The organism is Sphingobacterium sp. UT-1RO-CII-1 (assembly GCF_026711005.1).
GTDB lineage: Bacteria > Bacteroidota > Bacteroidia > Sphingobacteriales > Sphingobacteriaceae > Sphingobacterium.
Genome location: NZ_JAPPVJ010000003.1, coordinates 95,986 through 108,477, shown reverse-complemented (window position 1 = coordinate 108,477; position 12,492 = coordinate 95,986). Strand labels below are relative to the sequence as shown.

General features: G+C 34.6%; 11 protein-coding genes. 9 read left to right on the top strand and 2 right to left on the bottom strand.

Annotation, left to right across the window (positions count from 1 at the left end; translation table 11 throughout):
* Positions 1-35 precede the first annotated feature (35 nt).
* The 8 genes from ORI89_RS07945 (at position 36) to ORI89_RS07910 (ending at position 7,703) form a co-directional block, all read left to right on the top strand.
* Positions 36-728, top strand: a complete 693-nt coding sequence (locus ORI89_RS07945) for a DUF4290 domain-containing protein (RefSeq protein WP_442800877.1) — start codon at positions 36-38, stop codon at positions 726-728.
* Between the two features lie 103 nt (positions 729-831).
* Complete coding sequence (gene murA / locus ORI89_RS07940) at positions 832-2,154, top strand: UDP-N-acetylglucosamine 1-carboxyvinyltransferase (protein WP_268229927.1); 1,323 nt, start codon at positions 832-834, stop codon at positions 2,152-2,154.
* 179 nt (positions 2,155-2,333) lie between these two features.
* Positions 2,334-2,963, top strand: coding sequence for a YceI family protein (locus ORI89_RS07935; protein ID WP_268229926.1), 630 nt, complete (start codon positions 2,334-2,336; stop codon positions 2,961-2,963).
* Positions 2,964-3,179: 216 nt separating this feature from the next.
* Entirely contained in the window at positions 3,180-4,970 is a 1,791-nt protein-coding gene (lepA, locus tag ORI89_RS07930) for a translation elongation factor 4 (RefSeq protein WP_268229925.1), read from the top strand.
* A gap of 162 nt (positions 4,971-5,132) precedes the next feature.
* Positions 5,133-6,014, top strand: coding sequence for a bifunctional 5,10-methylenetetrahydrofolate dehydrogenase/5,10-methenyltetrahydrofolate cyclohydrolase (locus ORI89_RS07925; RefSeq protein WP_268229924.1), 882 nt, complete (start codon positions 5,133-5,135; stop codon positions 6,012-6,014).
* 78 nt (positions 6,015-6,092) lie between these two features.
* Positions 6,093-6,599: a hypothetical protein gene (locus ORI89_RS07920; protein ID WP_268229923.1), complete on the top strand. Its 507-nt coding sequence runs from the start codon at positions 6,093-6,095 to the stop codon at positions 6,597-6,599.
* 55 nt (positions 6,600-6,654) lie between these two features.
* Positions 6,655-7,146: a hypothetical protein gene (locus ORI89_RS07915; RefSeq protein WP_268229922.1), complete on the top strand. Its 492-nt coding sequence runs from the start codon at positions 6,655-6,657 to the stop codon at positions 7,144-7,146.
* Between the two features lie 134 nt (positions 7,147-7,280).
* A complete protein-coding gene (locus tag ORI89_RS07910) occupies positions 7,281-7,703 on the top strand; it encodes an SH3 domain-containing protein (RefSeq protein WP_268229921.1) in 423 nt (140 codons plus the stop codon).
* A gap of 179 nt (positions 7,704-7,882) precedes the next feature.
* Here the strand turns inward: ORI89_RS07910 and queA are convergent, their stop codons facing one another.
* Complete coding sequence (gene queA / locus ORI89_RS07905) at positions 7,883-8,932, bottom strand: tRNA preQ1(34) S-adenosylmethionine ribosyltransferase-isomerase QueA (RefSeq protein WP_268229920.1); 1,050 nt, start codon at positions 8,930-8,932, stop codon at positions 7,883-7,885.
* A gap of 917 nt (positions 8,933-9,849) precedes the next feature.
* Between queA and ORI89_RS07900 the strand changes: the two genes are divergently transcribed.
* The gene (locus ORI89_RS07900; protein ID WP_268229919.1) at positions 9,850-11,094 is read left to right on the top strand and encodes an ABC transporter permease; all 1,245 of its coding nucleotides are present in this window, start codon (positions 9,850-9,852) and stop codon (positions 11,092-11,094) included.
* Positions 11,095-11,194: 100 nt separating this feature from the next.
* Here ORI89_RS07900 and ORI89_RS07895 read toward each other — a convergent pair whose 3' ends face one another.
* A complete protein-coding gene (locus ORI89_RS07895) occupies positions 11,195-12,400 on the bottom strand; it encodes a pyridoxal phosphate-dependent aminotransferase (protein ID WP_442800876.1) in 1,206 nt (401 codons plus the stop codon).
* Positions 12,401-12,492 lie beyond the last annotated feature (92 nt).

Genomic DNA, 12,492 nt, shown 5'->3' with positions numbered 1-12,492 from the left:
GGTGCTATAAGTGCCTTATATATATAACTTTGAAAATGATGACGTTTGATTATAATAGTACAAGACCAAAGTTGATTTTGGCAGAATACGGCAGAAATGTGCAAAATATGGTTGACTATATATGCTCTCTTCCAACGAAAGAAGAACGCAACAAATATGCACAAGTGGTAATCGATATGATGGGGGTACTTAACCCACATTTACGTGATGTTGCCGACTTTAAACATAAATTATGGGATCATCTCCACATTATTTCTGACTTTAAGATTGACGTTGACTCTCCTTATCCGATACCTGATCGCGCAGAAATTCATCATAAGCCGCAATTATTGTCTTATCCTCAACATAGGATAAGGTTTAAACACTACGGGTATACAGTAGAGCGTATGATAGAAAAAGCAGTAGCTATGCCAAGTGCTGATAATAGACATAAAATGGCTATATCGATTGCTAATTTTATGAAGATGGCTTATGTAACTTGGAATAAAGATTTTGTACAGGATGATCATATTATTCAGGATTTGGCAGAACTGTCCGGAAACGTTTTATTGTTGCCAGCAGATACTGTATTGACTAAATTAGACTTTAAAACACCGCCTCCTGGAAATCGAAGTAAAGGGACTGCAGCTCCAGCGCATCAAAAAAATAATAATAATACGAATAATAATAGAAAGCAGAATTCTGGAAGAAAAACTTTTACACAGAAAAAAGGAAGCTTTAAAAGATAGAATTATTTTGCTTAGGTAGAATTGAAGAAGGGCAACTGTATAGCTGTAAAAGTTTATAGTTGCTCTTTTGTTTTAATATGTTAATTACATTTCATAAGAAGATATGAACGCATTTGAAATTATTGGAGGAAAGAAGTTAAAGGGTGAAATTGTACCGCAAGGGGCTAAAAATGAAGCACTACAAATATTGTCAGCTGTTTTGTTAACAGATCAGAAAATGACGATTTCTAATATTCCGGATATTAAAGATGTTAATAGATTGATCGATTTGTTAAAAGCTTTAGGTGTGACTGTTAATAGATTAGATGGAGACACTTATGAGTTTGAAGCAAAAAATGTAAATATTGATTATTTTAAATCAGATGAATTCAAGGTTAAAGGTGGAGGATTACGTGGTTCGATCATGATTGTAGGTCCTTTATTGGCTCGTTTTGGAACAGCTGCAATTCCTAAACCTGGAGGAGATAAAATCGGACGTAGAAGATTAGATACTCATTTTCTAGGCTTTGAGAAGTTAGGAGCTAAATTTATCTATGATGCAGAGAATAATTTTTTTAATGTAGACGCTACTGCTTTAACGGGGGCTTATATATTAATGGATGAAGCATCCGTGACCGGAACTGCTAATATTGTTATGGCAGCGGTTTTGGCAAAAGGAGTTACAACTATATACAATGCCGCATGTGAACCTTATTTACAACAACTTTGTAAAATGTTGAATCGGATGGGGGCTAAAATATCAGGCATTGGGTCAAACCTATTATCTATTGAAGGAGTTGATAAGTTAGGAGGAACATCCCATCGCATGTTGCCGGATATGATTGAGATTGGGTCGTTTATTGGTTTGGCAGCAATGACGGGTTCAGAAATTACTATCAAGAATGTTTGTTTTGAAGAGTTGGGTATCATTCCTACAGTGTTTTCAAAGCTTGGAATTAAATTTGAATTAAAAGGAGACGATATTTTTATCCCATCACAGGAATCATATGAGATTGAAACATTTATTGATGGGTCGATTCTTACTGTATCAGACGCTCCGTGGCCTGGCTTCACACCAGATTTGTTGAGTATTGTATTAGTGACTGCAATTCAAGCAAAAGGGAATGTTCTTATTCATCAGAAAATGTTTGAAAGCCGCTTGTTCTTTGTTGACAAATTAATCGATATGGGTGCTCAGATTATTCTTTGTGATCCGCATCGTGCTACGGTTATAGGTTTGAATAAAACAACAAAATTGAGAGGTATAGAAATGACTTCTCCGGATATTAGAGCAGGCGTTTCATTGCTAATAGCAGCTTTGTCAGCACAAGGGAAGTCTGTTATCTATAATATCGAACAAATTGAACGAGGCTATCAACATATAGAAGAACGTTTAAAAGCACTAGGTGCCAATATAAAACGTATTGATAGTCAGCCTTCACATTAAATTTGTGTCTTTAAATTGTTAAATTTTAATTGTTAATCTTTTTAACTGGTTTATTGCATTATTTTTGTTTGAAATGTGTTGTAACATGTATTTATGCTTAAGGGATAGACTTTTAGCAAAAGTGTAGTCGTATTGGCTTTAATACCGAACATAATAATAAACAAACAAAATAAAAACATATGAAAAAACAATTCTTAATAGCGGTGACAGCTGCTTTTTTGTTAGCGTCTTGTGCAGGTAATCCGGAAGGAAAAAAGGCTGAAACAAATGAAATAGTTGAGCATGTTGTAGAAGCAGTAGGAGAGACTTTTGTTGTTGATGCTGCTGAGTCAACGGTACAATGGAAAGGAACTAAAGTAACTGGAGCTCATGAAGGAACGATTACAATTAAAGAGGGAGCTCTTGTTGTAGATGGAGGAAAGGTTACAGGAGGTACTTTTGTCTTGGATATGAACTCAATTAGTTCTACCGACTTGGAGGGAGAGTGGAAAGAAAAGTTAGATGGACATTTGAAAAGTGAGGACTTTTTTGATGTTGCAAATAATCCAGAAGCGAAGTTTGAAATTACAGGCGTAGAAAAAGGTGCAGAAGAAGGAGACGCTAAAGTGTCTGGAAACTTAACTATTAAGGGAATAACAAAAAATATTTCTTTTGATGCTAAAGCTGTTGAATTGACAGATAGCAAAGCAAATATTACAGCTAATTTTAATATTGTTCGTGGTGATTGGGGTGTTAATTATGCTGGAAAAGAAGACGATTTAATCTCTAAAGAAATTAACTTTAATATTTCCCTAGTGGCGAAAAAATAGTTTTTTTTTAAATAGTTTTATATGAAATCCCTTTGTTTGTAAAAAACGAAGGGATTTTTTTGTTGTATGTATTTGTTGTTTCGTGCCCTTTTTTAAAGACATTTGACTGTAACCTGTCAATTTCTGTTGTAATTTCGTAGCAATGACAATTTCCCTGCTGTTATCTGCTCTAAAAAAATTATATTTGCCCTTTGTATTTATTGGATAAAAACCTGTATGAAGCATATACGTAATTTTTGTATTATAGCGCATATTGACCACGGTAAAAGCACGTTGGCGGATAGATTGCTGGAATATACGAACACTATAACTCAGCGTGAAGCGCAAGCTCAGTTGTTGGATAGTATGGATTTGGAGAGAGAACGTGGTATTACTATTAAGTCACACGCCATTCAAATGGAGTATGTGAGAGATGGACAGAATTATATTCTGAACCTAATCGATACTCCAGGGCACGTTGACTTTTCTTATGAGGTTTCTCGATCTATTGCTGCCTGTGAGGGAGCGCTTTTGATTGTTGATGCATCGCAGGGGATTCAAGCTCAGACAATCTCTAATTTGTACCTAGCATTAGAGCATGATCTTGAAATTATTCCTATTCTAAATAAGATGGATCTTCCTGGCGCTATGCCTGAGGAGGTTAAGGATCAGATTATTGAGTTAATTGGCGGTAAACGAGAAGATATTATTCCTGCATCTGGAAAAACAGGAATGGGAGTATTGGATATTTTAAGTGCGATTATCGATCGAGTACCAGCTCCTGTCGGAGACCCGGATGCACCATTACAAGCTCTTATTTTTGATTCTGTTTTTAATTCATTCCGTGGTATTATGGCTTATTTTAAAGTTGAAAACGGAGAGATAAGAAAGGGTGATCGAGTTAAATTTGTACATACGGGAAAAGAATACTTTGCGGATGAGATTGGTACACTAAAGCTTAATCAAGCCCCAAAGGATGTGATTAAGACAGGGGATGTAGGGTATATTATTTCGGGTATTAAAGAGGCTAGAGAAGTAAAAGTTGGAGATACAATTACGCATAGAGAGCGTGCTTGTACAGAAGCTATCAAAGGGTTTGAAGAGGTGAAGCCTATGGTGTTTGCAGGTATTTATCCAGTGGACACAGAAGATTATGAAGAGTTACGTGAATCTATGCATCGCTTGCAACTAAATGATGCATCTTTGGTCTTTGAACCAGAATCTTCCGCTGCTTTAGGCTTTGGTTTTCGTTGTGGATTTTTAGGAATGCTCCATATGGAAATCATTCAGGAACGTTTAGAACGGGAATTTAATATGACCGTAATTACAACAGTTCCTAACGTTTCTTATAAAGCTTATTTGAGTAAAAATACTGAAGAAGTTATTGTACATAACCCATCCGATTTGCCGGATCCGAGCAAGCTGGAGTTTATTGAAGAACCATATATAAAAGCTAATATCATAACGAAGTCGGATTTTGTAGGACCGGTTATGTCTTTGTGTATTCAAAAGAGGGGAACTATTATTAATCAGTCTTATCTAACATCTGATCGAGTAGAGTTAATCTTTGAAATGCCAATGGGAGAAATTGTTTTTGATTTCTATGATAAGTTAAAAACAATTTCTAAAGGATATGCTTCATTTGATTATCAACAAATAGGTTATAGACAATCAGATTTAGTTAAATTGGATATTAGACTAAATGATGAAATGGTTGATGCTTTGTCTTCATTAATTCACCGTAGTAATGCTTATGAGTTTGGTAAAAAAATATGTGAAAAATTGAAAGAGCTTTTACCAAGACAGCAATTTGAAATACGTATACAAGCATCTATTGGAGCTAAAATTATAGCTAGAGAAACAATATCAGCTTTGCGGAAAGATGTTACGGCAAAGTGTTATGGAGGTGATATATCCCGTAAGAGAAAGCTTCTAGAAAAACAGAAAAAAGGAAAGAAACGTATGCGTTCAGTAGGTAACGTTGAGATTCCTCAATCTGCATTTATGGCAGTATTAAAGTTAGATTAATAGATGTGTGAACCAAGATCCGATTGGGAATCTAGGAGTGGTGACTGACTATATAGGTGCTTTGACTAAAAAATAAGCATATACAGATTTTAAGGCCGTGGGGACATACAGTAAAAGAAAGCAATCTGGATATACATATTACAATTGAAAAACAATTTATTTATGAATCTATTGGATGGAAAGTTAGTTTCCGCGAAAATAAAAGAAGACATTAAACTTGAAGCAGCTGAGTTCGCTGCAAAATCAGGACGTAAACCTCATTTGGTAGCTATATTGGTTGGTAATGATGGTGGTAGTGAAACGTATGTAGCAAGTAAAATGCGTAATTGTGAATTAGTAGGGTTTGAATCTACAAATATCCGTTATGATGAGAGTGTATCTGAGATTGAGCTGATTGCTAAGATTAAGGAAATCAATGAAGATGCTACGGTTGATGGTTTAATTGTTCAATTACCTTTACCTAAACACATAGATCCCGATAAAGTTACGGAAGCTATAGATTACAAAAAGGATGTGGATGGTTTTCACCCCATCAATTTAGGGCGTATGCAGCGTAATTTGCCCTGTTTTATACCTGCTACTCCGTATGGTATAATGTTGATGCTGGAACATTATAAGATTGATACAGCGGGAAAGAAAGCTGTGGTTATTGGTCGTAGCAATATCGTAGGCTCTCCGATGAGTATTCTTCTTGCACGAAATAGTAATCCGGGTAACTGTACGGTAACATTAACACATAGTCGTACAGAAAATTTACCGGCGGAAGTATTGGAAGCAGATATTATAGTTGCAGCTATCGGTAAAAAGAATTTTGTGACGGAAGATATGGTGAAGGAAGGCGCAATAGTTATTGATGTCGGGATTAATAGAGAGACATCAACAGAAACAAAATCTGGATTTAAACTGTATGGCGATGTTGACTTCGAGAATGTAGCTGCGAAAGCATCTTGGATTACACCTGTCCCAGGAGGTGTAGGATTAATGACTATTGTAGGTTTGTTAAAAAATACCTTAGAGGCTGCTAAAGGAACTATTTACAGTTAATGTATTGTTGTTTTTTGGTATAGTAATTGTTAATATACGTGTTAAAGTTCATTTAATAGTTAACAAAACTTAGAAAACATGAGAAAAAAAGTATTAATAGCTGTTACTGCGGGTGTTTTTTTGTTCGCAGCGTGTAATAATGGTGCTTCTGAAAAAAATGATGGACAGACTGAGAAAACTGCGGGAGAGCACTTGGATGATGCTATAGGTTCAATTGAAGAAAATGCTAATGATTTTAAGGCCGAGGCTGATAAGAAATTAAGTGAGGCTAAGGCAAAAATTGAAAAAGCACAGGCTGATTTAGATAAAGCTATAAAGGATGGGGATAAAAAAGCTGAAGAAGATGCACGTAAAGCTTTAGATGAAGCTAATAACGCTTGGGACAAGGTAAAAGGAGAAGCGAAAAATATTGGCGATAAAATCGAAGATGGAGCAGAGAAGGCTAAAGAATCAACTGAGAATGCAGCAAAATCTACAGGGGAAGCTATAGATAAAGCGATTGATAAAACCGGAGATAAGGCAAAAGACCTTGCCGATGATATTGGTAATAAAGCGAAAGATCTAAAAGAGTCTTTGAAAAAATAGAAGAATATTTCTTCTCCATATAAAAAGCGTCAAACATGTGTTTGACGCTTTTTATATGGAGAAGATTTTTAATGTCCCTCGTTATATATTTATGAGTGAAAATTTTAAATTGGTACTATTAAACCAATGTATAGCAGATGTCGAACAGAAGATTGAGGAGGTTTTTAAAGGTATAAACCAAGCGCAGGAATCTATTGAAAGTGATACGAAAAGTAGTGCTGGTGATAAGTTCGAAACATCTCGAGAAATGATACAGCAAGACCTTAATCGCTATCATGAACAATTGGATAAAGCTAAACGTGATTTAAGTATATTACAGCGTTTAGATGTTAATTCTATTAGTGATACTGTACAGTTAGGGTCTTTAGTAAGAACTGATATGGCTTCTTATTTTATTGCGGTTAGTTTAGGACGTACACTTATCGAAGATAAATCTGTCATGGTAATCTCTTCATTTTCACCAATTGGTCGGTTATTGCTTGGGGCCTCAGTAAATGCACTTATTAACTTTAATGGAAAAGACCAGGTTGTTCTAGAGATAATTTGACATATAAGGGTAAAGTAGCCGGTCTGAAACAAATGTTAGGATTATTTGTTATTAATATTCGGATCATATGCATACTGCGTATTTTTAAATAGAGAATATTTATACGAATTCTGAACAGGGAGAAATATCACAAGATGACACTTTATACAAAATATAAGATATTACAAGAGACAGCTGTTGCTTTATCAATTGATAAGTTAATTGTTGAAGAAGTGGATGGAAAACTTTTAATAGAAGGTATAGCAAAATCTGGAGAAGATAAAACCAAATTATGGGATTTGTACAGTCAGCTTGAACCTAATTTTTTAGCAGATGATTTGTTATTAAATGTACGGGTCAATCCAAATGAATTAGGAAGAAAGGCAATGCTTAATACAGAAGAGAAAAATTTGAGACTTTATAAAGGGCCTGGAGTCAATTTGCCAATAGTAACTACAATAGGAGTAGACCAGGTTGTTAATGTACTGTGTAAAGCAAATGCTGACTGGTGGTTATTGCGTACTGAAGAAGGAGAGGAAGGATATTGCTATGTTTCGAAAATTGATTTAGTATCATAATAATTTTAATAGCTCATGGCTATTCTATTTTTTTTGGACTTATTTTGTGTGTTCTTTTACAGTGTTAATATTAATAGATAATTGTCAGAACTAGTAAATCGATCGATATTTTATAAACAAATAGTAAATAAAAAAGCAGACTTTATGGCCTGCTTTTTTATTTACTATTTGTTCAGCAGTTATATAATTAACATGGCATCTCCATACGAATAAAATCTATATTTTTCTTTTACTGCAACCTCATATGCATTCATTACATTTTCGTAGCCTGCAAAAGCTGCGATCATCACAAGAAGTGTTGATTCCGGTGTGTGGAAGTTAGTTATCATCGAGTTTGCAATACTAAATTCATAAGGAGGGTAAATAAATTTACTTGTCCAGTCATTAGCAGCTTTTAAATGCTTGTCTGCTGAAACAGCAGACTCTATTGCGCGCATAGATGTTGTACCTACAGCACAAACACGTTTCTTATCATCAATGGCTTTGTTTACTCTATTTGCAGCATCTTGACCAATAATAAATTGTTCTGAGTCCATTTTATGTTTAGTCAAGTCTTCTACTTCTACTGTTCGGAATGTACCTAACCCTACATGTAATGTAACTTCTGCAAAGTCAATGCCTTTAAGTTCTAACCGCTTCATTAATTCACGAGAAAAGTGTAGACCTGCAGTTGGTGCAGCGACAGCTCCTTCATTTTTAGCATAAATTGTTTGGTAACGGAATTTATCTTCTGGAGTAGCTTTACGTTTAATGTATTTAGGAAGAGGAGTTTCACCAAGGATTTCGATATTACGACGAAACTCTTCATCTGTACCATCAAATAAGAAACGAATTGTACGACCACGTGAAGTTGTGTTATCTACTACTTCTGCAACTAGCAAATCGTCATCACCAAAGTAAAGTTTATTACCAACACGAATTTTACGGGCAGGGTCAACAAGTACATCCCATAAACGTAATTCTTTGTTTAATTCTCTTAGTAGAAACACTTCAATTGTAGCACCTGTTTTTTCCTTATTTCCATACATGCGTGCAGGAAATACTTTAGTGTTGTTTAATATCATGACGTCTTGATCATCAAAATAATCTAAGACATCTTTGAAGATTTTATGTTCTATTTTTCCTGAATCACGATGTAAAACCATAAGGCGGGACTCATCTCTTTGTTCAGATGGTTCAGATGCCAACAATGATTCTGGTAAATTGAATTTAAACTGTGATAATTTCATTTTATTCTTCGCTATGTTTTCGTTCTATTTCCCCTAATTAAAAATTTGCTCTATAAGGGCAGTAAAAAGGATTACAAAGATACGAATAATAAATATCAAAATGGTTTTTTTAGAACACTATCTGACGTTCACAAATAGAATAATTCTCAAGCATATAGGCTTTTAATCTTTTTATAGTATAGGTGTTTTAATTGGTTCGCAAAAGTGAAAACTGCTCGCTAACCTAAGTTATTGTTTTGATTGTGAAACAAAAATGTCTTTTTACCCTGAAAATACAAATTTTGTCACGTAACTTCTTTCGGATACTATCCGAATATAGAAGCTGCTCAACATACTTGATATGCTGACTTGGACATATTACATAACCGTAATAAAGTTTATGATAAATTGATGAACATAATATAGACACAAGATTTTGTCATTGTATGGAAAGCTAAGTCCTATACTTTCTTAAATAAAGTAATGTATTGCTTTATAAAAGAGAATGATATAGAATAAATAGAAATGGATTTTTTTGGAATAGTACATTATGTAGTTTATTGAGTAAATGCTTTTTAAAAAGAATAAAACACTTATCTGAAAAAATGCCTTACTCTTTAATCAATAGTGTTTTATAACTGTTAATTATCTTTTACTATTATATATTAATAGACTACTTTTTATATAATAGAGTCTTATTTTGATTAAGTAGTATGTTATAATTTTAAAATATAACATACTATTCGTCTGAAATAATTCATCTTCAGTAAGAAGACACGTAGACATTCATTTACCTTATTTAAGTATATGGTAGAAAGAATATATTTATGCTCAACAGCTTGGTCAATAGTGTTGTATTTGTTTTTTATAGGGCTTAGAAATAATGAACTATTATTATTGTATGCTATTTGGTTTTTGCCTATTTTTAACAGTAATTTATGTTTTTACTTTTTTCACTGATTAAGGAAAGTTGTTTGTTTGCGTTATCTGCACTAAGAGATAATCGTACACGTACTTTTTTGTCGCTTTTAGGTGTTAGTATTGGTATTATGACCATTATTAGTGTTTTTTCGGCTGTTGATACCTTGAGAAACAACTTAGAAGAATCTGTACGTAAAATTGGTAGTCGGACATTGTTTATTCAAAAATGGCCTTGGGACGGTGGACCAGACTTTCCTTGGTGGAAATATGTTAACAGACCTGAACCAAAATATGAAGACTATGAAGCTGTCAATAAACGCATGACCACTGCTTCGGAGGTCGCCTTTCAAATTGATATTTCTAATTCTACTGCTAAATATGGGAACAATTCAGCTTCAAATGTTACTGTTTCTGCAAATACCCATAATATTGCCCAAGTTTTAAATTTGGAAATTGTCGATGGTCGTTATTTTTCTGAGCAGGAATCGCGTTCGGCAGGGCCAGTGACAATATTAGGCGCTACGGTGGCCGAAGGATTGTTCCCTAAGGAGAGTCCTGTGGGGAAGTATATTTCTTTGTTAGGACGAAAAGTATTGGTGGTAGGTGTGTTGAAGAAGGAGGGGGCTGGTATGCTCATAAATACTTCTAACGATGATATGGCTTTTATTCCCTTTACTTTAGCGCGTAATATTGTTAATTATGAAAATTATGGACCAAGCATCCTTGTTGATGTTAAGTCTGGTTATTCTTTGGAAGAGGCTGAGAGTGAATTGACTGGTATTATGCGTTCGGTTAGAAGGCTGTCTCCACAAAGAGAGGCTGATTTTTCTATTAATAAAACGACCTTAATAACGGCGCAGTTGGATCAATTATTTGTAGTTGTTAATTTGGCAGGGTTTTGTATAGGTATTTTTTCCATTTTGGTAGGTGGTTTCGGTATAGCTAATATTATGTTTGTTAGTGTAAAAGAGCGTACTGCGTTAATCGGGATACAAAAGGCCCTCGGAGCAAAACAATTTTTTATTTTAAGCCAGTTTTTGATTGAAAGTGTATTGCTGTGTCTTATAGGTGGTGCTGTTGGGCTAGGTGTAGTCTTTGGTTTGGCACAACTTGTTCAAATGCTGGCAGACATGACTATTATAGTAAGTGTAAAAATGGTCGTTATAACGACTATCCTATCTACGGCTATCGGTTTAATTGCAGGTATTGTTCCTGCATTAAATGCCGCTAAAATGGATCCAGTTGAGGCTATAAGAAGCTAATTGTAGAGTTTTTTTTGATTTATTGTAATGTGAAAATTATAAAAATGGCTTTTCGATTTAATCGAAAAGCCATTTTTATATGAGGTTGAAATTATACTTCTTAAGAAAGTTTAGCTAGTGCTTCTTTCATGCGTCTTAATGCTTCTTTTAAGTTCTCATCTGAGGCAGCGTATGAAAGTCGTATATAATTGTCATTACCAAATGAATCTCCACCTACAGTTGCTATATGACCCACATTTAAAAGATACAATGCTAAATCAGAAGAGTTTGTAATTGTATTACCATTTTGGTCTTTTTTCCCAAAGAAAGAGCTGATTTCGGGGAAGAAGTAGAAAGCACCTTCAGGTAAGTTCGTTTTGATACCTGGAATATCGTTCAAGAGGTCATAAACAAGCTGACGACGACGTAAAAATGCTTCTTTCATCTTCGTGACACTTTCCAAACCATCTTGATAGGCTACTATACCTGCGCGTTGAGAAATCGAGCATGTACCTGATGTAGTTTGTCCCTGTAGCTTGTCATTAGCCGCTGCAATTTCTTTGTTTGCGGCAATATAACCTAGTCGCCAACCTGTCATAGCATAAGCTTTTGAAAAGCCATTAATAATAATGACTTGATCTTTAATGCTGGCAAATTGTGCTATTGATTCATGTTGATCAACAAAGTTAATATGTTCATATATTTCATCGGAGAGGATGAAAATGTCCGGATATTTTTCGAATACTTTTGCAAGCCCTTCTAATTCCTCTTTGCTATATACAGAGCCAGTCGGGTTACAGGGGGAAGAAAACATGAACAGTTTTGTTCGCGGTGTGATCGCAGCTTCTAATTGTTCTGGGGTTATTTTAAAATTTGTACTCAAGTCTGTATTGATAAACACTGACTTTCCTTCTGCTAATGTAACCATCTCTGAGTACGATACCCAATAAGGTGTTGGTATGATGACCTCGTCTCCAGGATTAATTAATGTTAATATAATATTGGAAAGGGATTGTTTAGCACCTGTCGATACAACTATTTGTGAAGGTTCGTAATCAAGACCATTCTCTCTTTTTAACTTATCTACTATAGCTTTACGTAACTCTGGATAGCCAGATACAGGAGAATATCGCGTAAAATTTTCATCTAACGCTATTTTTGCTGCTTCTTTTACATTGTCAGGTGTATTGAAGTCTGGCTCGCCAACACTTAAGCTGATTACATTTACGCCTTTTGCGGCTAATTCGCGACCAAGTTGAGTCATTTTTAACGTTGCCGACTCGGATAAATTATTAATCCTGTTTGATAAATACGATGTCTTACTCATGATAGTACAAATATATTATATACTCTTCATTTATTACTCTTATAAATTAATAATAAATGAAAAAAAATGTCGAAAAATTGAAAATATATCGA

What these genes read in the sequence shown, in the direction of transcription:
- lepA (WP_268229925.1), top strand. Translation starts at nt 3,180, where the DNA reads ATGAAGCATATACGTAATTTTTGTATTATAGCGCATATTGACCACGGT.
- ORI89_RS07945 (WP_442800877.1), top strand. Translation starts at nt 36, where the DNA reads ATGATGACGTTTGATTATAATAGTACAAGACCAAAGTTGATTTTGGCA.
- ORI89_RS07935 (WP_268229926.1), top strand. Translation starts at nt 2,334, where the DNA reads ATGAAAAAACAATTCTTAATAGCGGTGACAGCTGCTTTTTTGTTAGCG.
- ORI89_RS07925 (WP_268229924.1), top strand. Translation starts at nt 5,133, where the DNA reads ATGAATCTATTGGATGGAAAGTTAGTTTCCGCGAAAATAAAAGAAGAC.
- ORI89_RS07900 (WP_268229919.1), top strand. Translation starts at nt 9,850, where the DNA reads ATGTTTTTACTTTTTTCACTGATTAAGGAAAGTTGTTTGTTTGCGTTA.
- queA (WP_268229920.1), bottom strand. Translation starts at nt 8,932, where the DNA reads ATGAAATTATCACAGTTTAAATTCAATTTACCAGAATCATTGTTGGCA.
- ORI89_RS07895 (WP_442800876.1), bottom strand. Translation starts at nt 12,400, where the DNA reads ATGAGTAAGACATCGTATTTATCAAACAGGATTAATAATTTATCCGAG.
- ORI89_RS07915 (WP_268229922.1), top strand. Translation starts at nt 6,655, where the DNA reads ATGGAGAAGATTTTTAATGTCCCTCGTTATATATTTATGAGTGAAAAT.
- ORI89_RS07920 (WP_268229923.1), top strand. Translation starts at nt 6,093, where the DNA reads ATGAGAAAAAAAGTATTAATAGCTGTTACTGCGGGTGTTTTTTTGTTC.
- murA (WP_268229927.1), top strand. Translation starts at nt 832, where the DNA reads ATGAACGCATTTGAAATTATTGGAGGAAAGAAGTTAAAGGGTGAAATT.
- ORI89_RS07910 (WP_268229921.1), top strand. Translation starts at nt 7,281, where the DNA reads ATGACACTTTATACAAAATATAAGATATTACAAGAGACAGCTGTTGCT.